This is a genomic window from Saliniramus fredricksonii (assembly GCF_900094735.1).
GTDB classification, from domain to species: Bacteria; Pseudomonadota; Alphaproteobacteria; order Rhizobiales; family Beijerinckiaceae; genus Saliniramus; species Saliniramus fredricksonii.
The window spans coordinates 257972-282184 of sequence record NZ_FMBM01000002.1 but is presented as its reverse complement, the minus strand read 5'-3'; the positions used below and the strand labels follow the sequence as shown (position 1 = coordinate 282184).

General features: G+C 66.0%; 25 protein-coding genes. 14 read left to right on the top strand and 11 right to left on the bottom strand.

Features of this window, described 5'->3' with window-relative positions; genetic code table 11:
* Positions 1-127 precede the first annotated feature (127 nt).
* Both GA0071312_RS07940 and ftsY read right to left on the bottom strand, forming a co-directional pair.
* Entirely contained in the window at positions 128-691 is a 564-nt protein-coding gene (locus tag GA0071312_RS07940) for a NifU family protein (protein WP_074444527.1), read from the bottom strand.
* Between the two features lie 139 nt (positions 692-830).
* A complete protein-coding gene (ftsY, locus tag GA0071312_RS07935; RefSeq protein ID WP_083204663.1) occupies positions 831-1940 on the bottom strand; it encodes a signal recognition particle-docking protein FtsY in 1110 nt (369 codons plus the stop codon).
* Positions 1941-2074: 134 nt separating this feature from the next.
* On the opposite strand from ftsY, the gene GA0071312_RS07930 reads away from it, so the two are divergent.
* Positions 2075-2722 carry an RluA family pseudouridine synthase gene (locus GA0071312_RS07930; protein ID WP_420819967.1) on the top strand — a complete coding sequence of 216 codons (648 nt, stop codon included), beginning with the start codon at positions 2075-2077 and terminating at the stop codon, positions 2720-2722.
* A gap of 34 nt (positions 2723-2756) precedes the next feature.
* Positions 2757-3779 carry a zinc-binding dehydrogenase gene (locus GA0071312_RS07925; RefSeq protein ID WP_074444524.1) on the top strand — a complete coding sequence of 341 codons (1023 nt, stop codon included), beginning with the start codon at positions 2757-2759 and terminating at the stop codon, positions 3777-3779.
* Positions 3780-3881: 102 nt separating this feature from the next.
* On the opposite strand, the gene GA0071312_RS07920 is transcribed toward GA0071312_RS07925, so the two are convergent.
* Positions 3882-4124: a hypothetical protein gene (locus GA0071312_RS07920; protein WP_074444523.1), complete on the bottom strand. Its 243-nt coding sequence runs from the start codon at positions 4122-4124 to the stop codon at positions 3882-3884.
* A 96-nt stretch (positions 4125-4220) separates the two neighbouring features.
* Positions 4221-5198 carry a Gfo/Idh/MocA family protein gene (locus GA0071312_RS07915; RefSeq protein ID WP_074444522.1) on the bottom strand — a complete coding sequence of 326 codons (978 nt, stop codon included), beginning with the start codon at positions 5196-5198 and terminating at the stop codon, positions 4221-4223.
* A gap of 231 nt (positions 5199-5429) precedes the next feature.
* Between GA0071312_RS07915 and GA0071312_RS07910 the strand changes: the two genes are divergently transcribed.
* From GA0071312_RS07910 to mutT, 7 genes are all read left to right on the top strand, one after another.
* A complete protein-coding gene (locus tag GA0071312_RS07910; RefSeq protein ID WP_074445999.1) occupies positions 5430-5711 on the top strand; it encodes an acyl carrier protein in 282 nt (93 codons plus the stop codon).
* 112 nt (positions 5712-5823) lie between these two features.
* Positions 5824-6288 carry a 3-hydroxyacyl-ACP dehydratase FabZ family protein gene (locus tag GA0071312_RS07905; RefSeq protein WP_074444521.1) on the top strand — a complete coding sequence of 155 codons (465 nt, stop codon included), beginning with the start codon at positions 5824-5826 and terminating at the stop codon, positions 6286-6288.
* Entirely contained in the window at positions 6285-7481 is a 1197-nt protein-coding gene (locus tag GA0071312_RS07900; RefSeq protein WP_074444520.1) for a beta-ketoacyl-ACP synthase, read from the top strand. The genes GA0071312_RS07905 and GA0071312_RS07900 overlap by 4 nt, the downstream gene beginning before the upstream one ends.
* A gap of 2 nt (positions 7482-7483) precedes the next feature.
* On the top strand, positions 7484-8758 hold the full coding sequence (locus tag GA0071312_RS07895; RefSeq protein ID WP_074444519.1) for a beta-ketoacyl-ACP synthase: 1275 nt from the start codon (positions 7484-7486) through the stop codon (positions 8756-8758).
* 38 nt (positions 8759-8796) lie between these two features.
* Positions 8797-9546 carry an SDR family NAD(P)-dependent oxidoreductase gene (locus GA0071312_RS07890; RefSeq protein ID WP_074444518.1) on the top strand — a complete coding sequence of 250 codons (750 nt, stop codon included), beginning with the start codon at positions 8797-8799 and terminating at the stop codon, positions 9544-9546.
* A 32-nt stretch (positions 9547-9578) separates the two neighbouring features.
* On the top strand, positions 9579-10514 hold the full coding sequence (locus tag GA0071312_RS07885; RefSeq protein WP_238947153.1) for a TrmH family RNA methyltransferase: 936 nt from the start codon (positions 9579-9581) through the stop codon (positions 10512-10514).
* Positions 10511-10918, top strand: a complete 408-nt coding sequence (gene mutT / locus GA0071312_RS07880) for an 8-oxo-dGTP diphosphatase MutT (RefSeq protein ID WP_074444517.1) — start codon at positions 10511-10513, stop codon at positions 10916-10918. The genes GA0071312_RS07885 and mutT overlap by 4 nt, the downstream gene beginning before the upstream one ends.
* Positions 10919-10961: 43 nt before the next feature.
* On the opposite strand, the gene GA0071312_RS07875 is transcribed toward mutT, so the two are convergent.
* Positions 10962-12224: a DUF418 domain-containing protein gene (locus tag GA0071312_RS07875; protein ID WP_074445997.1), complete on the bottom strand. Its 1263-nt coding sequence runs from the start codon at positions 12222-12224 to the stop codon at positions 10962-10964.
* A gap of 150 nt (positions 12225-12374) precedes the next feature.
* Between GA0071312_RS07875 and GA0071312_RS07870 the strand changes: the two genes are divergently transcribed.
* From GA0071312_RS07870 to GA0071312_RS07860, 3 genes are read left to right on the top strand one after another with little or no spacing between them, the layout of a single operon-like run.
* Entirely contained in the window at positions 12375-13247 is an 873-nt protein-coding gene (locus GA0071312_RS07870) for a LytTR family DNA-binding domain-containing protein (RefSeq protein WP_074444516.1), read from the top strand.
* On the top strand, positions 13234-14004 hold the full coding sequence (locus GA0071312_RS07865; RefSeq protein ID WP_074444515.1) for a hypothetical protein: 771 nt from the start codon (positions 13234-13236) through the stop codon (positions 14002-14004). Before GA0071312_RS07870 ends, GA0071312_RS07865 begins: the two co-directional genes overlap by 14 nt.
* 16 nt (positions 14005-14020) lie before the next feature.
* The gene (locus GA0071312_RS07860; protein ID WP_074444514.1) at positions 14021-15502 is read left to right on the top strand and encodes a M48 family metalloprotease; all 1482 of its coding nucleotides are present in this window, start codon (positions 14021-14023) and stop codon (positions 15500-15502) included.
* A 26-nt stretch (positions 15503-15528) separates the two neighbouring features.
* On the opposite strand, the gene GA0071312_RS07855 is transcribed toward GA0071312_RS07860, so the two are convergent.
* Complete coding sequence (locus tag GA0071312_RS07855) at positions 15529-16662, bottom strand: D-alanyl-D-alanine carboxypeptidase family protein (RefSeq protein ID WP_165603988.1); 1134 nt, start codon at positions 16660-16662, stop codon at positions 15529-15531.
* Between the two features lie 402 nt (positions 16663-17064).
* Here GA0071312_RS07855 and GA0071312_RS07850 point away from each other — a divergent pair, with 402 nt between their 5' ends.
* On the top strand, positions 17065-17973 hold the full coding sequence (locus GA0071312_RS07850) for a DMT family transporter (RefSeq protein WP_074444512.1): 909 nt from the start codon (positions 17065-17067) through the stop codon (positions 17971-17973).
* A 106-nt stretch (positions 17974-18079) separates the two neighbouring features.
* Here the strand turns inward: GA0071312_RS07850 and GA0071312_RS07845 are convergent, their stop codons facing one another.
* Genes GA0071312_RS07845 through GA0071312_RS07835 form a run of 3 tightly spaced genes read right to left on the bottom strand, consistent with a single transcriptional unit; the run spans position 18080 to position 21307 of the window.
* A complete protein-coding gene (locus GA0071312_RS07845) occupies positions 18080-18967 on the bottom strand; it encodes a C40 family peptidase (RefSeq protein ID WP_074444511.1) in 888 nt (295 codons plus the stop codon).
* Positions 18964-20394: a leucyl aminopeptidase family protein gene (locus tag GA0071312_RS07840; RefSeq protein ID WP_074444510.1), complete on the bottom strand. Its 1431-nt coding sequence runs from the start codon at positions 20392-20394 to the stop codon at positions 18964-18966. Before GA0071312_RS07840 ends, GA0071312_RS07845 begins: the two co-directional genes overlap by 4 nt.
* A 43-nt stretch (positions 20395-20437) precedes the next feature.
* Positions 20438-21307: an NAD(P)-dependent oxidoreductase gene (locus GA0071312_RS07835; RefSeq protein WP_074444509.1), complete on the bottom strand. Its 870-nt coding sequence runs from the start codon at positions 21305-21307 to the stop codon at positions 20438-20440.
* Between the two features lie 200 nt (positions 21308-21507).
* On the opposite strand from GA0071312_RS07835, the gene GA0071312_RS07830 reads away from it, so the two are divergent.
* Positions 21508-21846 (top strand): hypothetical protein, encoded by a 339-nt coding sequence (locus GA0071312_RS07830; RefSeq protein ID WP_074444508.1) that lies wholly within the window; start codon positions 21508-21510, stop codon positions 21844-21846.
* Between the two features lie 34 nt (positions 21847-21880).
* Here the strand turns inward: GA0071312_RS07830 and GA0071312_RS07825 are convergent, their stop codons facing one another.
* Positions 21881-23167 carry a multidrug effflux MFS transporter gene (locus tag GA0071312_RS07825; RefSeq protein WP_083204426.1) on the bottom strand — a complete coding sequence of 429 codons (1287 nt, stop codon included), beginning with the start codon at positions 23165-23167 and terminating at the stop codon, positions 21881-21883.
* Positions 23164-24105, bottom strand: a complete 942-nt coding sequence (locus GA0071312_RS07820; RefSeq protein WP_083204425.1) for a DMT family transporter — start codon at positions 24103-24105, stop codon at positions 23164-23166. The genes GA0071312_RS07825 and GA0071312_RS07820 overlap by 4 nt, the downstream gene beginning before the upstream one ends.
* Positions 24106-24213: the final 108 nt, after the last annotated feature.

Sequence of the window (24213 nt, the reverse complement as noted above, 5' to 3'; positions counted from 1 at the left end):
ATCGGGACGACAGCACTGTCTTTGCGTGTACAATTATGTAAATGCATCTGATGATTGTGCGCAAATCCATGCGCATCGCGGAGGCGGCCGCGCGCGGCGACCGCTCTGGATCACGCAAAAGCGCTGATCAGATCGCTTCGACCTCGCGCACATCCGGCACGAAATGGCGCAGCAGGTTCTGGATGCCGTGCTTGAGCGTCGCCGTCGAGGAGGGGCAGCCGGCACAGGCACCCTTCATGGCAAGATAGACGGTGCCGTCGCGATAGCCGCGGAAGGTGATGTCGCCACCATCGCCGGCCACGGCGGGGCGCACCCGCGTCTCCAGCAATTCCTTGATGGTGGCGACGGTATCGGCATCGGTTTCTTCGAAGAATTCTTCGCCGCTCTCGGCATTGCCGCCGGCGAACGCCTCCTCGAGCACCGGCTGGCCGGCCATGAAATGCTCCATGATGGCGCCGAGAATCGAGGGTTTGAGATGCTGCCACTCGCCGTCGCTCTTGGTCACGGTGATGAAATCATAGCCGAAGAACACGCCGGCGACGCCCGGAATGGCGAAAAGGCGCTGCGCCAGCGGCGAGCGCGCACCCTCCTCGGCACTGCGCGCATCAAAGGTGCCCGACGGCATGACGACGCTGCCGGGCAGGAATTTCAGGGTCGCCGGGTTCGGCGTGGCTTCCGTTTGAATGAACATGGCGTCACCTCGGCTTGCCGACCGGCTCCGGTTCGGGAGCTGGGCCGGGTCATGATGGATGCGGCGAGCCGAACGCCCGCGCGCCTTTCTCCGGAGAATATGGGAAAATCCGCATGTTCGATCAAGGCTGCACCGCGCCTCAAATACGCTCCTCGGCAATTCCCGCGATTGCCTGCGCGAAATCGCGCGCGGCAAACGGTTCGAGATCATCCACACCCTCGCCGACACCGATATAATGCACCGGCAGGCCGAACCTGTCGGCCAGCGCCACGAGGATGCCGCCGCGCGCGGTTCCATCAAGCTTCGTCATGACAAGGCCGGTCACGCCGGCGGCCTTGCCGAAGATCTCGACCTGCGAGAGCGCGTTCTGGCCCACGGTGGCATCAAGCACGAGCAGAACGGCATGCGGGGCGCTTTCGTCGATCTTGCGCATGACGCGGATGATCTTTTCGAGCTCGGCCATCAGCGCGGTCTTGTTCTGCAGCCGGCCCGCCGTATCCATGAGAAGCACGTCGTGGCCATCCGTCCGCGCCTGGTTGAGCGCGTCATAGGCGAGCCCTGCCGCATCGGCGCCCTGTTCGCGGGCGAGGACCGGCGCGCCGGTGCGCTCGCCCCAGATCTTGAGTTGCTCGATCGCCGCCGCGCGGAAGGTGTCGCCGGCGGCCAGCATCACGGATTTGCCGTCTGCGGCGAATTTCGAGGCGAGCTTGCCGATCGTGGTGGTCTTGCCGGCGCCGTTGACCCCGACCATCAGGATGACGAAGGGTTTGTGCGCGGTATCGATGGTGAGCGGCTTCGCCACCGGGGCGAGCGCCTTCTCGACCTCCTCGGCCAGGATGCGCTTGACCTCTTCCGGGGCGATCTCCTTGTCGAAACGGCCTTCACCGATATTCTCGGTGATGCGCATCGCCGCCGCGACGCCGAGATCGGCCTGGACGAGCACGTCTTCGAGCTCCTCCAGCGTCTGCGCATCGAGCTTGCGCTTGGTGAAGATGCCGGTGATGCCCGCACCGATCGTGGAGGAGGTGCGCGACAGCCCCTCGGTCAGGCGCTTCCACCAGGAGCGCTTGACGGGTGCGGGTTCCGGGGCCGGTGCAAGGCGCGATTCGGGCGTCTCTTCCTCGTGCGGGGCATCGGTATCCGGATCAAGCGTGTCCGGCGCAGACTTGTCCGGCGCAGGTTTGGGCGCCTCCTTGCCGAACAGCCTCGACCAGAGCCCGCGCTTCTCGTTGTCACCATTGTCGCTCATCGACGCCTGTCCCTCTTCGCCGCGCGATGCGGCTTTTTCTTGCTGCAGCACGGATCACGCGCTAGCGCATCACCATGATACCCCCATTGACGCCAGACGTGCTCGCCGCGCGCATCCTCTATCGCGATGCCCTCATGCTCGTCATCGACAAGCCCGCGGGCCTGCCGGTGCATCCCGGCCATGGTGGCGGCGAGACGCTGGAGGATCATCTCGATGCCTTGCGTTTCGGTCTACCCGCCCGCCCGCAAATCGTCCACCGTCTCGACCGCGACACCTCCGGCTGCCTCGCCCTCGGACGCCACGCCAAGGCCCTGCGCCGGCTGAACGGGCTCTTCGCCGAGCGCCGCGTCACCAAGATCTACCATGCCTGGCTCGATGCGATCCCCGCCGATCAGAACGGTATCATCGATTGCCCGATTGCGCCCATCGATCCGCTCACGCCCTGGCGCGTCATCGCTGATCCGGAAGGCCTGCGCCCGGGCGCCCAGCCGGCACAGACGCGCTGGCAGGTTCTGGAGAAGCGCGATTCGCGCGCCCTCGTGGAGCTTCGTCCCGTCACCGGGCGCACGCATCAGCTGCGGGTGCATTGCGCCCATGCCGGCTGGCCGATCTGTGGTGATGCGCTGCATGGAAGCGCCTCGCATGGCACACCATTGCTGCTTCACGCCAGAGCGCTGGTGGTCCCGCTCTATCCCAGACGCGACCCGATCCGCGTCGAAGCGCCGCTGCCGGCGCATTTCCCGGCTCCGGCACCCTCCCCAAAGGACGCAAAGCTGTGCTAAAGCGCCGCCAGTGCTCATCATGACGGGAAATTTCATGCGCGCCCTCAGACTCCACGGCGACCGCGATCTGCGTATCGACGATATCGAATCTCCCGGCCAGCCCGGCCCCGGCGAAGTCCTGATCCGGGTGCGAGCGGTGGGGCTCAACCATATCGATGTCTGGGGCTATCGCGGCATGGCATTCGCCAAACGCAAGCTGCCGCTGGCCGTCGGCGCGGAGGCCTCGGGCGAGATCGTCGCGACGGGCGCGGATGTCCCGGGCTTCACCCCGGGGCAGAAAGTCGTGATGTATGGCGCCATGACCTGCGGCGAATGCCGGGCCTGCCGCGAGGGGCGCGACAATCTTTGCGAGAATGTCGGCGGCATCATGGGCTTCCACCTCGATGGCTTTGCCCGCGAGGAGATCATCATGCCCGCGCGCCTGGTGATTCCGGTGCCTGACGCCGTACCTTTCGAAGATGCCGCCTGCGCGCCGATCGCGTTTGGCACGGTGCAGCACATGCTGTTCGACAATGCAAAGCTCGAGCCCGGCGAATCGATTCTCGTCCATGCCGGCGGATCGGGCATCGGCACGGCGGCGATCAAGATGGCGAAGGCGATCGGCTGCACCATCTATGCCACTGTCGGCGATGACGAGAAGGGCGCCAAGGCCAGGGAACTCGGCGCTGATCACGTGATCAATTATCGCGAGGAGCGCTTCGAGGGCGAGGTGCGCCGGCTGACGAAGCGCAAGGGTGTCGATGTCGTTTTCGAGCATGTGGGCGCCGATACCTGGAACGGCTCGCTTCTTTGCCTCAAGCGCGGCGGTCGCCTGGTCACCTGCGGCTCGACCTCCGGCGTCTCCACGCAGATGAACCTGATGCAGCTGTTTCAACAGCAATACCGCATCTTCGGCTCATTCGGCTGCTCGATGCGCAATATCCGCGACTCGCTTGACAAAATGGCCGGCGGCATGACGCCCGTGATCGATACGGTCTTCCCGCTGGAGGAATTCACGCAAGGGCTCGACCGGCTCGAGAGCCGCAAGGTGTTCGGCAAGATCATCGTGACACTCTGAGGCCGGATCGATCCGGATCGGCAAAAAAGTTGCGGCGAACCGGTCAGCTCGCCGCAATCATGCGTTCATCAATCAGGGATGGATCGAAGCGGCGATACGCCCTCAATCGACCTCGCGCTCACCCGGCTCTGGAGCCGTTTCCGCAGGATTTTCAGGGTTTGAGGGATCCGTGATCACACTCTCGTCACTGATCGACGTATCCGTCGTCGGCGTTTCTTCCCCGACCCAGAACAGATACCCGCCCATCGCGATGAGGGCCAGGATCAGACCTGCAACCAACACCTTGAGGACAGGCTTGCCTTCACGCCCTTGTCTGGCTTCTTTTTCATTGATCTTTTGTGCCATAATCGACGTCCTTTCGCTGTTTTTGATCGCGTTGCGATCACAAAACTCGTCAAACCAACGTCATGATGGTCAAGCTGTTCCATCGCGCCCCGCGATTCACGTCTCACGCGTGGCGAGGATCGCCTCGACATGCTGCTGCACCGCCAGCGCTTCATCGAGCGTGGCGAGATCCTGCGCCGCGCCTTGCGTCAGCGCCGCCACCTTGTCGAGTTGGCGCGCGAGTATGAGCGGGCGGGCCTTCTCGTTCGGGATCGCGTCCGGCGCCTCCACGAATCTGCCAGTGGCTGTATCGAGCCGTTCCGCGAAGGACCAGTCCCGCAGACGGATGGTGCCCTTGTCGCCGATGAGCGTCCAGGTGTTGTGATCGTCCTTGTCGGTGATGCCGACGCCTCCCTCAAGCGCCACCGGCAGGCCGGGAAGCGAAAGATCGGCGCTGACGGCGCGCTCCGAGCGACCGGATTCGGGGAAGGAGACACGGGCATCCACGAGGCGCAGATCACCGAGCATGCGCAGGGTGAGGAAGAGAAAATGCGAGACCACCTCACGGGTGAAACCACCCTCCTCCGGCCCGTCGAGCCAGGAGACCGCATCATGCTGCCAGGGGCGCGGCCATTGTCTGAAGCCGATTTCGATACCGACCCGTTGAGGCGTGCCCACGACGCCCTGATCCACCCAGTCGCGCAATTGCGCCACCGCGAAGGAGGAGGCGAAGGGGAAATTGACGGCAAAGCGGGCATCCGCAGCCTCGCGCGCGAAGGCGCGGGCATCGGCGAGATCGGTCGCCAGAGGCTTCTCGCAGAACACGGCCTTGCCGGCGGCGAGCGCGGCGCGCGCCAGCGGCAGGTGACTGGCCGGGGGCGAAGCAATGTAGACGCAATCGCTCGCTTCGATCAGCCCATCGCTGCTCCCTGCGATGCTGATCCCCGGGAAATCCGCCGCAAGCCGTTCCTGCGCGGCGGGAGAAGGGTCGAAAACCGCAGCGACGCCGAGGCGCGCCGGATCATGCGCCATTGCTGCGCGCAACAGCCGCTCGCCCATGATGCCGTAACCGATGATCCCGAGTTTCACGCTCATGACGCCTCTCCTGCTGGTATCTGCGAGGCCATGGTGCTGCCATGCCGCAGCGTTCGGGAAAATCGGTGAAAGCGCCATACGGCTTGTGCATGGCGCTTTCGCGCTGTTGCCCATGCCGGAAGCCTCGTGTAAGGGAACGCTTCGAAACATGTCCATGACGGCCTTTCGAAACCGGTGCGCGGCGCCGGCTTCCAGCGGGCCGCCCAGCCAGAGACCGGAGCACGAGGCGCGATGTCCTCCACTTTTGATACTGTTGCCGACATCATTGCGGACACCGCCGACATTCCGCGTGAGGAAATTACGCCGGAAAGCCATGCGATCGACGATCTGGGAATCGACTCGCTCGCCTTCCTCGACATTGCCTTCGCGATCGACAAGGCTTTCGGCATCAAGCTGCCGCTCGAGCAGTGGACTCAGGAAGTCAATGAAGGCAATGCGCCGGCGGAACAGTATTTCGTCATGAAGAACCTCGTCGCACGTATCGACGAACTGGTCGCGGCGAAGGCCGGCTGAGGCCCATCGGCGCGATCGCCGGGACGTTCGGGGGAGCGCAGCCTTGCGCTGCCTGGAAGCATTTGCCCCGTCATGCACCATTCTGGCAACATGCGAGGCAACGGGAGCGGTCATGCGGCTCGAATATTTCGAGATGATCGATCGGGTGACGGCCTTCGACCGTGAAGGCCGTATGATCAGTGTACGCTCGGTGGTGCCCACACGCAGCCCGGTCTTTGAAGGCCACTTTCCCGGTCACCCGCTGGTGCCGGGCGTGCTGCTCACCGAGACGATGGCGCAGGCTTCGGGCTATCTGCTGCTCGGCCTGATGGATTTCACGCATATGCCGTTCCTGATGGCGGTCGACAAGGCGCGCTTTCGCGATTTCGTCGGCCCCGAGGCCGTGCTCGAGATCAGCGCCGTGCTCGAGCACGAGGGCTCCGGCTATGCGGCCACGAAGGCGCGTATCAGCGTCGACGGCAAACGCATCTGCGATGCGCAACTGCGCTTTCGCACCATGCCCTTCCCGGAAGGGCTCGATGAACAGATGCGTGCACAGGCGCGCCGGATCGGTCTGATGGAGGCGATGGACGCATGACGGGCGCACAGGCTTCTTCCGACGCGCGATCGCCCGATCACGACGTCGTCGTCACCGGCTCCGGCATTCTCACCAGTGCCGGGATCGGCATCGCACCCAATCTCGACGCCCTGTGCGGCGAGGTGCCGCCGCTTGTCGATACCACCCGCTTCCCTCCGTTCCCGGTGCATCCTGCCGGCGAAATCGATTTTTCGCAGCAGATCCCCAGGAAATCCGATCTGCGCCAGATGGAGCCTTGGCAGAAACTTGGCGTCTATTGTGCCGGCCTCGCTCTCGACAATGCCGGCGCCAAGGACGACGCCGCGCTCAAGGCGGATATGAGCCTGATCGTCTGCGCCGGTGGTGGCGAGCGGGATTACGATGTCGACGGCCAGATCCTGACGCAGATATCGCAGCAGGCCGATCAGGGCGCGTTCCTCAACGAGCGGCTGATGAGCGATGTGCGCCCGACGCTGTTCCTCGCGCAGCTCTCCAACCTGCTCGCCGGCAACATCGCCATCGTCCACGGCGTCACCGGCGCCTCGCGCACCTTCATGGGGGAGGAGCAGGCCGGGATCGACGCGATCCGCATTGCCCATGCCCGCATCCGCGCCGGCCAGGCGGATATCGTCCTCGTCGGTGGCTCGTTCAACGCCGAGCGCGCGGATAGTCTCATGGTCTACGAACTCGGCGGCATGCTGTGGAAGCAGCCCCTTGCCCCGGTCTTCTCGCGCCCGGAGCGGGGCGGCGGTTTCATCCTCGGCTCCGGCGGCTGCTTCCTCGTGCTGGAATCGCGCGCTCACGCGCAAAGGCGGGGTGCGGATATCGTCGCGCGGATCGATGAGATCGGCGCCGATCTCGCCCGCCGCCAGCCCGGCGCCACGGCGAAGATGCTCGAAAAGCTCTGGGCCGAGGTCGCACCCGGCCCCGATGCCATGGTGATTTCCGGCGCGACGGGCGTGAAGGGGCGCACCGAGGAAGAGCGCGCCGCGCTCGATCGCCTCGCACCCGGCGCACGGATCCTCGCGCTGCAGGACGCGTTCGGCCATCTGATGGAAGCGCAGGCGCCCGCCGGCGTAGCGCTCGCTGCTGCCGCGATCGCGCGTGGCGATGCGCCGGAAGCCGTCGTCACCAGCATCGGGCACCAGCGCGGTGAGGGCTTGATCCGCCTGTCGCGGGCGGATGCACCGGCGCGCACCGGGCAGGAGGGTTGAGCATGTCCGCCTATCGTGATCGCCGCGGTCGCCCCCTCGTCGCCGTCACCGGCATGGGCCTCGTCACGTCGCTCGGCGAGGGCAAGGCCGATAACTGGAACGCGCTGACCGCCGGGCGTTCCGGCATCCACCGCATCCGCCGCTTCTCCACCGAGAACCTGCGCACCACCATCGCCGGCACTGTCGATTTCATCGATGTCGAACCGTTCTGCGCGCCGCTGCTCTCGCAGGAATTCGCCAGCCGCGCCGCGCAGGAGGCGATCGCGCAGGCGGGGATCGGCGCGGAATTTCCCGGCTCGCTCTTCATCGCGGTTCCTCCCGTCGAGATCGAATGGCCGCAGCGGATCGCCCTCGCCAAGGCCTCCGGGCAGAGTGGCGACGTTACCTACGATGATCTGTTGAAAGCCGCAGGCAGTGGCGATTACCGCGCCTGGCACGACCTTTTCCTTTTCGGCACCGTCGCCGAACGGCTTCAGGAGCGCTTCGGCACGCGCGGCTCGCCGATCTCGCTCTCCACCGCCTGCTCGTCCGGGGCCACGGCCATCCAGCTCGGCGTCGAGGCAATCCGGCGCGGCGAGGCGCCGGCGGCGCTCTGCATCGGCACCGACGGCTCGGTCCATGCGGAGGCGCTGATCCGTTTCTCGCTGCTCTCGGCGCTCTCCACCCAGAACGACCCCCCGGAAGCGGCGGCCAAGCCGTTCTCGAAAAATCGCGACGGTTTCGTCATGGGCGAGGGCGGCGCAGCGCTCGTTCTCGAGGATGCCGAACACGCGCATGCGCGCGGCGCGACGATCCTCGGCTATGTGCTTGGCTGCGGCGAGAAGGGCGACGGCTTCCACCGCACCCGCTCCAGCCCGGACGGCGCGCCGATCATCGCCGCCATCCAGGGCGCGATCGACGATGCGGGCCTTTCTCCGGATGCGATCGATTATGTCAACGCGCATGGCACCGGCACGCCGGAGAATGACAAGATGGAATCGCTCGGCCTGATGCAGGTGCTCGGCGAGCGCATGCAGAACGTGCCGATTTCCTCCAACAAGTCGATGATCGGCCACACGCTCACGGCCGCCGGTGCGGTGGAAGCGGTGGTCTCGCTGATGACCATCGCCGAGGGACGCATTCCGCCGACGATCAATTACCACGTGCCCGATCCCGCCATCCCGCTCGATGTCGTCCCCAATGAAGCGCGCGATGCGGATGTGCGGGTGGTCCTGTCGAATTCCTTCGGTTTCGGCGGCCAGAATACCTGCCTCATCCTCGCCGCAGAGCCGGTCTGAACGGGCATGTCCTCGATGATGCCGGGAGGCTTCTCACCATGAGCAGGCGGATTCTCGTAACGGGCGGCGGCAAGGGCGTCGGCGCGGCCATCGTGCGCAGCCTTGCGCAGGCCGGTTACGACGTCGATTTCACCTATCGCGCCTCGGCGGATGCCGCGCAGGCGCTGGCACAGGAACTCGTCGATGCGCATCCAGGCATCTCGGTGAACGGTTTCGCGCTCGATCTGTCGGACAAGGATGCGATCGAAGCGTTTTGCGCGCGCATCGAAGGCGAGGGCTATTACGGCTTCGTGCATAATGCCGGCCAGCCCTATGACGCGCTCACCGCAATGATGGCGCAGGACAAGGCCGAAGCGGCGATGCAGGTGAATTTCTGGGCCTTCACCCGTCTCGCCAAGGCGCTGATGCGCGGCATGCTGCGCGCGCGGGAGGGGCGGATCGTCGCCATCGGATCCGTCGCCGCGCTCCAGGCCACCGCCGGCAATGCCGCCTATGCTGCATCCAAGGGCGCGCTGATCTCCTATGCCCGCACGCTCGCCATCGAGACAGCCAAACGCGGCGTCAGCGTCAACGTGATCGCGCCGGGCTTCATCGATACCGACATGATGGCGAGTTACGAGGCCTATCGCGAGAACATGGAAAAGCAGATTCCGGCAGGACGCTTCGCGCGCCCCGAGGAAGTGGCGGGCCTTGCCGCCTTCCTGATGAGCGAGCCGGCAGGTTATATCACCGGCGCCGTATTGCCGATCGATGGCGGGCTCACCGCCATGATCGGCGTGCATCGCTGATATTTTTCGACGATTGCGGCGGAGTACGCAAAGTGGCGGGTGATGACGATCAGGGTGGCGGCGGGGCCGACGGCGTGAAGCCGAAGGCGGCCTGGCGCAAAGGCCCCGGAAAACCGGGTTCCGGCAAGCCTTCCTTTGGCAAACCTTCCTTTGGCAGGCCTGGCTATGGCAAGAAGCCCGGCTATCGCCCCGGTGGGCGTGGTCCCGCCCCGCGCCGCGATCCACGCAACGCGCCGGAGGACGGCGTCGCGGTGATATACGGCTGGCATCCGGGCTGCGAGGCCCTGCGCAATCCGCAGCGCAAGATACGCAAGCTTCTGGCCACCGAAAACGCGGTGAACCGACTGACGGCGGAGCTCGGAACGCTTCCGGTCACCCCCGAACTCGTCGCCCCGCGCGAGATTGACAGGCTTCTGACCCCTGATGCGGTGCATCAGGGCATCTATATCGAAGCCGATCCGCTCGATCATCCCGGCGGTATCGACGGGCTGGGCGCGGACGCGCTGGTGCTGGTGCTCGACCAGATCACCGATCCGCATAATGTCGGCGCGATCCTGCGCAGCGCAGCTGCGTTTGGCGTCACCGCCATCGTCACCACCGCCCGCCACTCCCCCGCCGCGACAGGTGTGCTGGCGAAATCGGCCTCGGGCGGGCTCGAACACGTTCCCTTCATCACCGTGCGCAATCTCGGCGATGCGCTGGAGCGGCTGGGCGAGCACGGTTTCTACCGCATCGGCCTCGATTCGGAGGGTGCGGAGGATTTCGACGCGCTCACCCCCCGCATGCCGCTGGCACTGGTACTCGGCGCCGAGGGCAAGGGCCTGCGCCAGCGCACGCGCGCCTGCTGCGATGTGGTCGCGCGGCTCGAAATGCCCGGCGTGATCAAGAGCCTCAACGTCTCCAACGCCGCCGCCGTCACGCTGCATACGCTGACGCGCAAGCTTGCGCGCGGGAGTGCCGCCTCATGAAGATTCTCCTCGTCGTCGCCGTGGCGCTCGTCGATACGGACGGGCGGGTGTTGATCGCGCAGCGCCCGCAAGGCAAGCAGATGGCGGGTCTGTGGGAGTTTCCCGGCGGCAAGGTCGAGGCGGGGGAGCGGCCCGAGGAGACGCTGATCCGGGAATTGCACGAGGAGCTCGGCATCGAGACGCAGGAAGACTGCCTCGCGCCGCTCACCTTCGCCAGCCACGCCTATCCCGATTTCCACCTGCTGATGCCGCTCTATATCTGTCGCCGCTGGCAGGGCCTGGTGCAGGCGCATGAGCATGCCGATCTGAAATGGGTGCGCGCCACACGTCTGCGGGATTATCCCATGCCTCCCGCAGACGAGCCGCTGATCCCGGTCCTGATCGACACGCTCGCGCATGTGTGACTGGAGCATGTGTGAGCGCATCGATCAGGCGGGGCGGAGCCAATCAGCCCGCCGCCGCGACGCTCGCCCGCCGCAGCATCGGCTGCGCCTTGCGATAGACGAGGCTGCGCCACAGCCATTCCGCCGGGCCGAAGCGGAACCGCGCGAGCCAGGCCCGCGACCAGAGCGGCATCGCGATCCAGATCGCGAGCACGATGAGGATCTGCCCGACGCGCCCGACCTCCATGAACAGGCCGAGCCCGTGGCCATAGAAGATCAGCGTGCAGATGATGCTCTGGGCCAGATAATTCGAAAACGCCATCCGCCCGACCGGGGCGAACAGCGCCTGCATGGCGGGGCCGAAACGGCGCGCGGCGAGGATCACCAGCGCCGTATAGGCGAGCGCCAGAAGCGGTGCGGCAAGCGTGTTCGGCATACGCCCGAAATAGAGCGAGAAGGTCATCTCCCAGCCGGCATTCTCGTTCATGACAAGGCCAAGCGCCACGAGCGGCAAGCCGAGCGCCAGCCCGATCGCGGCGAGGCGGGTATAGGCCCGGTTCGACCATTCACCGGTTAAAAGCCCGCTCTTGAAGGCGGCCATGCCGAGTGCCATGACGCCGAGCAGATAGAAAAACTGCTCCGTGGGAATGCCGAAGAACTGCATCGCGAGGGAGTGCTGGACCCTCATGGCGAGCTGCTCGGCATAGCTGCCGCGATAGGCTTCGATCTCCGCGAGCGCATAACTGCCGGTCGCAAGCCAGCTCTCGTCGGCGATGATCGCGATCTCCTCCGGCGGCAGCATGGTGATCCCGGCGCCGATCAGTGCAAACACGCCCTGCTGCAGGGCGAGCAGCACGAGGCTGGCGATCACCAGCCGGCGTGGCGACCAGTGGCGCATGAAGACCGCGACCATGCCGATCAGCGCATAGGCGGTGAGGATATCGCCATACCAGATCAGATAGGCGTGGATCAGCCCGATCACGAGCAGCCAGAGCATGCGCCGGTAATGCAGGGCGAGCGCGCCGTTGCCGGCGGCTTGCGCACGCTGCGTCATCAAAACGATGCCGGCGCCGAACAGCATGGTGAAGAGCGTGATGAATTTCTTGTCGAAGAAGACATGCGAAACCAGCCAGATCGCGTATTCGGCGGTGCCCGTCGGCGCTACGGCCGGCGGGTTGATATAGGCTGCCGCGATCATGGCGAAGGCCTGGATGTTCATCACCAGAATCCCGAACAGGGCAAAGCCGCGCAGGATATCGAGCGTGGCGATGCGTTCAGTGCCGCTGACGGGGGCAACGCGGACGCGGGCGGGTGGATTGGCAGACATGATCGCGTTCTCCTTCATCCATTGATCGTCTTGACGCCGATCCCGGCGTCGGGTTCCGCGACGGTGATGCCGATGCCCGCGCAGCCAAGCAAAGCGGCTTTCGGCAAGGGTAGCCAAAACTGCGTGAAAGCGTGCTAGTTTCCGTTCACGATGCGTGAATGGTTCGACGATCCGGCCAAAAAGGAAGCGCTGCGTTCACTTGCGGGCGCGGCTTTCGCGGCTGCGCTGATGACCGCGCTGGGGCCCTTCGGCACCTATGAAGCGCTGGAGACGCCGGCCCGCGCGCTCTACTGGTTCACGGTAATCGGGCTGATCTGGCTGCAGAGCGACCTCGTCACCCGTTTTCTGGAACGCGCGCTTGCCGGGCGCCTGCCGCGTCCCAATCTGACCATACCGGCAATCGCGGCGCTCATCGTGGCCCTGCCGGCGACCGCCGTGGTGATCGTCGTCACCCAATTGATGATGCCGGGCGTGCAGATCAGCCTCGGTCAGACCCTGTGGCAGGTCTTCGTCGTGATCCTCGTCTTCAGCCTCGCCTTCAACAATCTGGGCGGCGCCACCAGCGAAGCCGCAGCCGAGGGCGAAGCGCTCGAAGCCGAACGGCGCATGGAGGAGGCGCGCCTGCGCGAGGAAGCGGGCCTGCGCGAGGACGCGCGCGCCATGCCGCGCAACGATGCCAATATCCCGCCCCCTGCCCCGGATACGCGCTTTCGCCGGCGCTTCCCTGCGGGCCTGACGGGGCGTCTGCTTTGTCTGGAGATGGAGGATCACTATCTGCGCATCCATACCGACAAGGGCTCCGACATCATCCTGATGCGGATGAGCGATGCCGAGGAAGAGCTTTCCGATGTGGAGGGGCTGCGCGTGCATCGCTCATGGTGGGTTGCGCGCGAAGCGGTGACGGGCGTCAAGCGCGATGGCACGCGCCTGCTGCTGCAGCTTGAGAACGGGCTTGAGATCCCCGTCGGCAAGACCTACCGGGGCGCATTGCGTGATGCGGGCTGGCAGAATGTGGCGTCTTGAGCTTTGCGCAGCCGCGGCCTTCGCGCTCATCCTGACCGCAACCGCGCCCGCCATGGCGCAGGAGCGCTGCCGCCTCGCCTCCGCCGAACCCGGCGCGTATCTCACTGGCCTCGATCGCCACGGCAATCCGCTCACTGCCGACGACACGGCAATGCGTCTGATTGATCTGCGCGTCTCGGATATCGCCGCCGCCGAGACCCTGATCGCGCGCGAGCGCCCCGCCTTTCGCCGCCTCGCCGATGCGCAGCCCGATCGCTGGGGCCGCCTTCCCGTGCAGGCCCTCCTCGATGACGGACGCCCGCTCGCGCATGTGCTGATCGATGCCGGTCTCGCGCGGGTCGATCCGGGCCCGGGGTCGGATTTGTGCGATCCCGCGCTGCTGGTGCGTGAAGCGCGTGCCCGTGCGGCGCGGCGCGGAATCTGGGCCGAGCCCGCCAACCGGCCCCTGTCAGCGCATGATCCCGACGCGCTCGCAGCCCGCGCGGGGGAGAATGTCATCGTCGAAGGGCGCGTCGTCAGCGTCGGGGAACGCGCTCGGGCCACCTATCTCGATTTCTCCCGTCGCTGGCGGGGCGGATTCACCGTGATCATTCCCGAGGAGATCTGGCGGGACTTGCTGGAAAGGGGCATCGATGCCGACTATCTGAGTGGTCGACGAATTCGCGTGCGCGGTGTAATGCTGGACTGGCGAGGGCCGGCAATCGAACTTGCAATTGCCGCATTCATCGAGGATCTGGAGACGGGGCCATCCCCGTGATGCTTAGCAGCCGGCCATGTGGAATTCCGTGAAACCGATCAAGCGAAGCCTGTCGCGACTTGCCGCGATTTCCGCTGCGGCATTCATGCTCGCGGGTTGCGTCGGCGCAGGGACGGGCAGCGTCTTCTCGGCCAATACGCAAGCCCCCCTCGTCGCGGCGCTTGATACGGCGCAGGCGCGCGAGCATGCGCAACTCGTGGCGACGTTCGGCGGCGAATACGATTCACCGCGCCTGCGCCGCCTGCTCAACGGCATCGTCGACGATCTGATCCCGGCCACCCCTCAGCCCGATCTGCGCATCCGGGTGACGATCCTCGATTCGCCCGCCGTCAACGCCTTCGCCCTGCCCGACGGACGCCTCTACGTCACGCGCGGACTGATCGCGCTGGCCAATGACAGCGCCGAGATCGCGGCGGTGATGGCGCATGAAATCGCCCATGTGACGCTGCGGCATGCCTCGACGCGGTCCGAATTGCAGATGCGGTCCGATCTTGTCGCCCGCGTCGTCGCGGATGTGCTGCGTGATCAGCGTGCGGTGGAAAATGTCCGCGCCGCCTCACGTGTGGATATCGCCCGTTTCTCGCGCGAACAGGAATTCGAGGCGGATGCCGAGGGCATCGCCACCCTCGCCCGCGCGGGCTATGACCCTTACGGCGCGACGCGATTCCTCGGTTCGCTGGAGCGCTGGGAGGGGTTGTCGCAGGTACGAACCGGGGCGCAAATGCAGCAGAGCGCCTATGACATGTTCGCCACGCATCCCGCCACCGGCCAACGTATCGATGCCGCACGGGTGCTCGCGCGCCAGCTCGCCGAGCGGGCCGGTGCGGGCGATGCGCGCGGGCGCGACGTTTACCTCGCCGCGATCGACGGCACGACCTTCGGGGACGGTGCCGCTGACGGGCTGGTGCGCGGCGGGCGTCACTATGTGCACGGACGGCTGCGCATCGGCTTCAGCGCGCCGGAGGGTTTTGCCCTCGACAATTCCTCGCGCGCCGTGCTCGGCAGCTCCGCTGATGAATCGCGACGCATTCTCTTCGATCTCGTGGAGGCCGAGCCGGGGCAGGATCTCGAATCCGTACTCGCCTCGACCTGGACCGACGATCTCACGGCGGAGGATGTGCGCCGCCTCACAGTCAATGGTCTCGAGACCGCGACGGCGCGCTCGCAGGGGCAGGACTGGCATTTTCGCATCGCAGCCCTGCGCCATGATGGGGGAATCTACCGGCTGATCTTCGCCCATCGCCCGCAGGACGGCGCAGCCGATCGGCTGTTCGAGGAAACCCTGTCGAGCATAAGGGCCATGAGCGCCCGCGATATCGCCGCTTTCCAGCCGCCGCGCATCCGCATCCATCGCGCCGGATCACGCGACGATGTCGCCTCCATGGCCCGCCGGATGACCGGGGCCCGACAGAGCGTCTCGGTATTCCGGGTTCTCAACGGACTCGACGCCGATGCCGCGATCACGCCGGGCCGGAGTTACAAGATCGTGGTGGAATGACATCACGCGTGAGGGGACCGGCGCGATCAGAAAGGACGCGGCGGCGGCAGGGGCACGGACGCGGCGGCGCGCGCGGCTGCGGCAGGCGCGGGAACAGGCTCTTGCGCGCCCGGCGGCGTTGCTCCGGTCCAGACCCGTACGGGATTGGCGGGAGGTCGGTCTGGCAGGTCGACCTGCGGCAGAAGCGGCGAGGAACCTGAACCGCCGGCAAAGGCGAAGCGCTCCGTACCCGCCTGCGGCAGGGTGATCGAGGAAGGCGGGTTGCGCCCGCAGGTCACCGGGCGCAGATCGGGCGGGGCGATCCCGCCTTGACGCGGCAGGGCTTCCAGTGTGGTCCCGCCCCAGCCCAGCCGCGAGAAACCGTGTTCGAGCAGCGCAGCCGACCTGATCGTGCGCTCCGCCGACGAAGGTGCACCCATCACGATCGCCACCAGCCGGCGCCCGCGCCGCTCTGCGGTGACCACCACGTTGAAGCCGGAAGAGCAGATATAGCCGGTCTTCATCCCCGTCGTTCCCGCATAACGCCCGATCAGGCCGTTATGGTTGCGCATGGTGGAACTGCCGTAACGGATCGAATCGAGTCCGAACAGGTCGCGTTGCTCGGGGAATTCGCGGTAGAGCGCGCGGGCGAGGATCGCCATGTCGCGCGCTGTCGTGCGCTTGCGGGCATCGGGCAGGCCGTGGGCATTGGTGAAATAGGTGTCGTGCATGCCCAGCCGCGCCGCGTGAAAATTCATGATCGCGACGAAATCATCGACCGATCCGGCAATCCCCTCGGCAATGGTGGTGGCGACGTCATTGGCCGAGCGCACCATGATGATCAGCAGCGCATTGTCGAGGCGGATCTGCGTGCCAGGCGAGAAACCCATCTTCGAGGGCGGCTCGCCTGCGGCGCGGGCCGAGACGGTGAACATGTCATCCATGCGCACGCGCCCGTTGCGCGCCTCGTCCATGGCCACATAAGCCGTCATCAGCTTGGTGAGCGAGGCCGGATACCAGGGCAGCGTCGGATTCTGGGAATACAGCACCCGCCCGCTATCGAGATCGGCCACCAGTGCCGGTGTGCCCGCGACCCATTCGGGCCGCTCGTCGGCATCAGCCCGCTCGACCGGGAACACGGTGACAATCACCGCGATCAGGAGAACCACAATTCTCGCCATCTTGTCCTGATCCCCAATGCCCACCATACGCATGGGGGAGAAGCCGCCATCAAGCGCGAATCCACAGCCCTCATCATGCGCAACCATTGAACTGTACGCCGTATCAGCCATGCTTGCATAGAGGCCCGCCGCCTTGCATGAAGGCGCCTTGCAATGAAGGCACCGTGCACGATGCCTCAGCCGCCATGATCGCAAAAACCCGCCGCGTGGCGAAAGCGTGGCGAAATCTGCCTCCCCATGCCTGATACCGCGCCGATCGCCAGGCGATGGCGAAATGCCGCAAGCGCGACCGGCTGATCGCGATAAGACGCAGCCGGAATGGGCGCGCAGCCTGCGCCGGATCGCTTCAAATGGCGCGATCAGCCCGCTATGACGGACCCGTCTCATCGGGGAAGCGCTTTCATGGATCTCGTCTGGCTCTGGATACCGGCGACGCTGGCGGCTGCGGCAGCGCAGACGGCGCGCAACGCCATGCAGCGCAGTCTCACTCAGACGATCGGCACCATGGGCGCGACACAGGTGCGCTTCCTCTTCGGCCTCCCCTTCGCGATCGTCTTCCTCGTCCTCGTCGGATTCGCCACCGGCGAGCGCATCCCCTCCCCCGGTCCCGGTTTCTGGGGCTTCGCCCTGATGGGAGCGCTGACGCAGATCGGGGCGACTGCCCTGATGCTGGCCGCGATGCGCGCGCGCTCCTTCTCCGTGATCACTGCCTATGTAAAGACCGAGCCCATGCAGGTCGCGGTGTTCGGCCTCGTCTTTCTGGGTGATCCGCTCACCTTCGCCCTCGCCCTCGCGGTGCTGATCGGCACCGGCGGCGTCCTCGCCATGTCCTGGCGCCCGGGCATGCTGACCGAGGGCGGATTACAGCCGATCCTGCTCGGGCTGGCCGCCGTCGCCCTGTTCGGGCTCTCGGCGATCGGCTTTCGCGGCGCCGTGCTCAGCCTCGCGGAGGGATCGTTCCTGATGCGCGCCACGACGACGCTGGTCGTGGGGCTGACCATGCAGAGCCTGGTGCTGGGGCTTTATCTGGCGCTGGCCGACCGCACGGCGCTGATCGCGAGCCTGAAGGTCTGGCGCAGTTCCGCGAAGGCGGGATTCATGGGCGCCCTCGCCTCGCAATGCTGGTTCATCGGTTTCGCACTGACGAGTGCTGCGAATGTGCGCACGCTGGCCCTCGTCGAGGTGATCATGGCGCAATTCGTCTCGCGCCGGATCTTCTCGCAAAACGTGACGCGTCAGGAGCTTGCGGGCATGGCGGCGATCGTCATCGCCGTGACCATCCTGCTTGCCTTCGAGCCGGTCGGTGATTAGCGCGTTCCGACCTGACGAAAGTCAGGCCGGGCGCTCCAGGTCATTGTTCGACGCATCATTGTCCCCGTCAGCCGGTATCCACCTGACGACATGATGCGCCAAGGGGTCAGGCGCGCCGCTCGACGCGGCGGATGCCCGTGATCGGTCCGAAACTGTTTTTCGCAATCCGCTCCCGTGCCTGCGCCAACGGCTCACGCGCCACCGCCATGTGGTGGCCATTGGCATGCAGCAGTGTCGCACCGTCACACATGATGCCGACATGGCCCTTCCAGAAGACGAGATCACCGCGCGTCAGATGCGCGAGCTCGTCGTCGATGGCGAGCGCCTGCCCGAGCCCGGCTTCCTGCATGTCGGCATCGCGCGGCGCGTAGATCCCGGCGGCGGCGAGGGAAAGCTGGACGAGGCCGGAGCAATCGAGCCCGAGCGAGGTCCGCCCGCCCCACAGATAGGGCGTGTGAAGAAACCGCTCGGCGACCGCGACCGGGTCGTCCTCCAGCGCAGCGAGCGGCGCGATATGCGCGGTATGAACGTAACCGCCACCATGGCTGCCGCAAGCGATGCGCGCATAGGCGCCCTCGATCGCCGAGACATGAAGCCGCGCATTCAGCGAGAGAAAGCTTTGCGTCGGCAGTTTCAGCGAGGGGCCGGGATAGAGCGGGCTGCGCAGGGCCGTGAGACGATGCGTCGGCTCGGGCGCCTGGGGATCGAGGTCGTCGCGCGCGACATGGCCGACATAACCATCGCCGACGCTCTGCCCCCAGGCGAAACCGTTCTCGTCCGTCTCGTAGGTGATGAAAGCCTCGCCGGCGAGGAGTTCGGTATCGAGGGAGGCATCGCTGCGCGGCTCACGGCGCAGAGCCGTATGGGTCGCGACGACGCGCATCAGCGTGCCATCGGCATAATGCGCGGCGGCAATCCGTCCGCGCAGATGAGTGGCGGCGAGATCGGGCCGGGCCGGGGTCAGCCGGGGGTCGAAATCGCGCGCGTCGCTCATGCTCCGCTCCCGCCCGCGCGCGCCGGATAGCGCTCCGTGAGCAGCGCATGGACGAGCCGCGCAGCCTGCGCTTCGCCGCCCTTGGGGCGCCCCGGCTTCGCATTGGGCACCCAGCCATAGATGTCGAAATGCAGATAGCTTTCCGCCTTTTCGACGAAACGGCGCAGGAACAGCCCGGCAATGATCGCTCCGGCAAAGGAATTGCCGGAAATATGGTTCAGATCGGCGACGGAGGAACGCAAGAGATCGTCATAGGGTTGCCAGAGCGGCAGGCGCCATACCGGATCGGCCTCCGCCATGCCGATCCGCGCCAGATCGGCGGCGAGCGCCTCGTCATCCGTCATGAAGGGGGGAAGGTCGGGGCCGAGCGCGACGCGGGCCGAGCCGGTAAGGGTGGCGAAATCGATCAGCAGTTCAGGCGCCTCCTCGTCCGCGAGCGCGAGCGCATCGGCGAGGATGAGCCGCCCTTCGGCATCGGTATTGCCGATCTCGACACTGAGTCCCTTGCGGCTCGGCAACACGTCGCCCGGACGGAAGGCATTGCCGGAAATCGCGTTCTCCACCGCCGGCACCAGCAGCCGCAGGCGCAGATCGAGGCCGGACGCCATCACCATCGCCGCCGCCGCGATCGCCGCCGCCGCACCGCCCATATCCTTCTTCATCAGGCTCATGGCATTGTCGGGCTTGATATTCAGCCCGCCCGTATCGAAGGCCACGCCCTTGCCGACCAGCGTCACGCGCGGCGCATCGGCACGCCCCCAGCGCAGATCGATCAGGCGCGGCGCACGCGGCGAAGCGCGGCCCACCGCATGGATCATCGGCAGATTCTCCGCGACCAATGCGTCACCCTCGATGATCTGACACGACGCATTGTGACGCTGGGCCAGCCGCTCGACCGCCTGCGCGATCTCGGCGGGGCCGCAATCATTGGCCGGCGTGTTGATCAGATCGCGCCCCAGAGCGAGCGCCCGGGCGATCTGCGCCACGCCAGCGACATCGACGCCCTCGGGCGCAAGCAACCGCGCACGGGCCCCGTCGTCCGCGCCGTTTTCCGTTCCGTCGTTCCCCGATTTCCCGCTGCGATAGCGCGTGAAGCGATAAGCCCCCATCAGCCAGGCCAGCACGTCCAGCCGCCCGGCCCCGTTCAGGCGATAGAGACCTGCAGGCAGGCGCCCCGGCAGCAAACCCGCCAGCAGGGGATCGCGCTGCATCTTGTCACCGAGCCCGAACAGCACCTGGGCGAGCCCGCCTTGCGCATCCGGCAAGAGCACGGTCTCCCCCTTCTTCGCCTTGAAACCCTGCGCTTTGGCGAAATGCGCGGCGGGGCCGGGTAACTCCGCCAAAAGGTCATCAAGCCCTTCCGGGCCGATGGCGTGGACGGGAACGGCTTCGAGACTGGTATCGGTTTCGATGAGCGGGTGGGTCATGGTCTCTCTTGCATGTCGCGGAGGGGGCTTTCGCGGATCGGCGTCAATCGCGCTTCAGGCGGGCGATCAGGCTCGACGTATCCCAGCGCCCGCCGCCCATCTTCTGGACTTCGGCGTAGAACTGGTCGACCAGCGCGGTGACGGGCATGGAGGCGCCGTTGCGGCGCGCCTCGGCGAGGACGATGTCGAGATCCTTGCGCATCCAGTCCACGGCGAAGCCGAAATCGAATTTGTCCTCCACCATGGTCTTGCCGCGATTCTCCATCTGCCAGGAGCCGGCGGCACCCTTGGAGATCACATCGAGCACCGCCTCCATGTCGAGCCCGGCTTTCTGACCGAAGGCGATCGCCTCGGACAGACCCTGGACCAGCCCCGCAATACAGACCTGGTTGACCATCTTGGCGAGTTGGCCCGAGCCCGACGCGCCGAGAAGGCGGCAGGAACGGGCGAAGCTCATGATCGCGGGCTCAACCGCCGCATAGACTTTTTCCTCCCCGCCGCACATCACGGTGAGCACGCCGTTCTCCGCGCCTGCCTGGCCGCCGGAGACCGGCGCGTCGATGAAGCCGAAGCCGGCAATGTCCGCCGCTGCGGCGAGTTCGCGCGCGACTTCCGCCGAGGCCGTGGTGTGATCGACGAAGGTCGCGCCCTTTTCCATGGCATGGAAGGCGCCGGCGGGGCCGATCGTGACGTCACGCAGATCATCGTCATTGCCGACACAGGCAAAGACGATTTCCTGGCCCGCCGCCGCCTCGCGCGGGGTGGCCGCAGCGCGCCCGCCATGCGCGGAGACCCATTCTTCCGCCTTCGCGACCGTACGGTTATAGACCGTGACATCGTGGCCCTTGGCGGCGAGATGGCCTGCCATCGGATAACCCATCACCCCGAGACCCAGAAATGCGACCTTCGCCATGGCGTTTTCCCCGTTTTTGCCTTGCTTTCATACTGTCGTGCGCAACCTTTATGTAACGGCTGCGCGTGCGGATGGTCAAACCGCATCGCGGCGCATCGGCAAAGGGCATGGTACCCGTCAGACATGAACGTCATGCAAGTCTGTATTGCGCTGCAGCAAAAGTGCATGGCCAAGGATTGCGACTCGAGGTAAGTTCAGCTATGGACGAAACAATTCAGGACAATCGCGTCGGTTGCGGATCCGATCAGAGTCGCTCCGATGCAGATCCCGCCGGGTCAGATACGACCTCCGCGCTCGGACGGCATGGCGGCACGGATGGAAAGCCCTCACGGGGCAAGGAAGGGGTTGCGGGTTTGCGCCGGGTGCATGACCAGGGTCTGGGCGAGATGATGTATCGCGAATATCTGCGACGTCCCGTGCGCCGGCGCCTTCCCAGGCATGACGGACGCCCCGCCGTGTCGCGCCTCACGGCGAGCGAGCTCGGCATACCGGCCAATTCCAACACGCCATCGGACACGAACGACCCCTCCCCTGCCTGATTCGGTCGCGCCTGGATTGGCGCGCTCGGCCTGGTCATTCCCCGCCGCTGCGCATCTCATGATGGCGCGCGAACCGCGACGCCGTGAGACCGGCGAGCATGCAGACCAGCATGAAGATCACCAGACCCGGCGCATAGAGCTCGACGATATAGCCGCCGATCACCGCCGCGAGCGCGCCGGTCCCCAATTGCGCCGCGCCGGAGAGCCCCGCCGCCGTTCCGGCGAGATCCGGGCGCACCGAGAGCGCCGCCGCAGTGGCGCCGGGAATGGTCAGGCCGTTGCCGACGCCGTTGATCGTCAGCGGCAGGAAGAAGGTCAGCGGTGTCCAGGGGCCGATCAGCGCGAAATACAGGGCGATCAGCATCGCACCCGAGGACATCCAGGTGCCGATGACGACGAGCTTCATCGAGCCGAAGCGCTGGCCGTAGCGTCCGGTGAGGAAATTCCCGAACATGTAGCCGGCCGCATTGATAATGAAATACAGCCCGTAGACCTGCGGCGAGCGCTGCATCGTTTCCACCACGACGAAGGGCGCCCCGGCGATGAAGCCGAAGAACGTCGCGGATACGAAGGCCAGGGTCAGCGTGTAGAAGAGGAAGGCCGGATTGCTCAACAGGATCGGAAAGCCGCGCAGGATGGTGACGAACGAGGACGACGCGCCACGCGGCGCGGTTTCATACAAGGCGTACCAGGCCGCGACGAGCACACCGGCGGAGAGCAGCACCATCGCGATGAAGATGGCACGCCAGCCGAAGGCTTCCTCCAGCACACCGCCAACGAAGGGGGCGATCATCGGTGAGATCACCATCGCCATCGAGAGATAGCCGATAATGCTCGCCGCCCGGTCCTTGCCGGCGGTATCGCGCACGACGGCGCGCGCCAGCGCGAAACAGGTCCCGCCACCGGCGGCCTGGACGACCCGCGCCAGCAGCAGGCTCTCGATACTCTGGGCGAAGGCGCCCATCACCGAACCGATCAGAAACAGCGCGATCCCGCCGATGATGCAGGGCCGGCGCCCGATCCGGTCGGAGATCGGACCGACGAAGAGTTGCGTCACCGCGACCGTGGCGAGATAGACGGTGAGTGTGAGCTGAATCGTCGCGTAATCGGTTTCCATCACCCGCGCCAGGACGGGCGTGGCGGGAGCCAGCACGTTCAGCGCGAAGGGCTGCAGCGTGGAGATCGCGACAAGGATGGCGAGCGAAGGCACCCGCACCGGCGCGGAGCCGGACATGATTGCCTCGCCGGGCAACGGCGATGGCTGTTCAGGCTGCGTGGCCACGCCGGCATCCGGTTCCGCAGCGTCACTCGACCCTTTCATCGCCCTGTCTCCCCGCCTGTGGTTTCCGGGCGCGCAACACTCAGCGCAGAGATCTGCCGGCGTCGCACATGCTCGCGGTGTATCGTGTAGACCCCGGCCCCGACCACGAGCGCCATGCCCGCCATGGCGACGAGATTCGGCAGATCACCAAAGACCAGATAGCCGAGGATCAAGGCGAAGATGACGACGGCATAGCGGAACGGCGATACCACCGAGACCTCGACATTGCGGAATGCCATCACGATCGCCAGATTGGCCATCGTCACGAGCGCCGCCGCCACCACGAGATAGGTCACCTCCGGTACGAGGAAAGGCGCCCATTCCTCCCCGCGCACGAAACCGATGACGAAACCGGCAAGGCCGACAGCCATGGTGGTGGAGGCGGCGATCACCGGAGAAGGAATGTCATTGGCGATACGCCGCGTGACCAGATCACGAATCGAGACCAGCACGGCGGCGGAGAGCGCAAACAGCACCGAGATGTTGAACCCCTCGGGGCTCGGCTGCACGATCAGCAGCACGCCCGCGAAACCGACGAGGATCGCCCCCCAGCGCCGCCAGCCGACGCGCTCCAGCCCGAGCGCCACCAGCATCAGGGTCATGATGATCGGCGTGGATTGCAGGATGGCCGTGACATTGGCCAGCGGCAACAAGGCGAGCGCGGTAATGAAGAGGAAGGCGACCGTGGCCTCGAGCGTGGCGCGCAGGGCGACCAGAGGTGAGGCGAGCTTGCGCAGATGGCGGGCCTGGCCCAGAGCGACCACGATGATCAGTGCGAAACTCGTCGAGAAAACCCCGCGTACCGCCATCATCTGGCTCGTCGAGAACACATCCGAGGCGAGCTTGATCACCGTGTCGTTGGTGATGAAGAACAGGCTCGCGCACAGCATCGCAATGATGCCGCGGCGATTGTCGATGATGGCTTGCGGCGAGGACACGGGAGAAAATCCGATCGGTTATGCTCCCTTGGATACGCCCTTGCGCGGGCGCGGTCGAGGGTTGACCGGGCACAAATCCCGCAACCTCGCCTGCGCGCCCGCGCAACG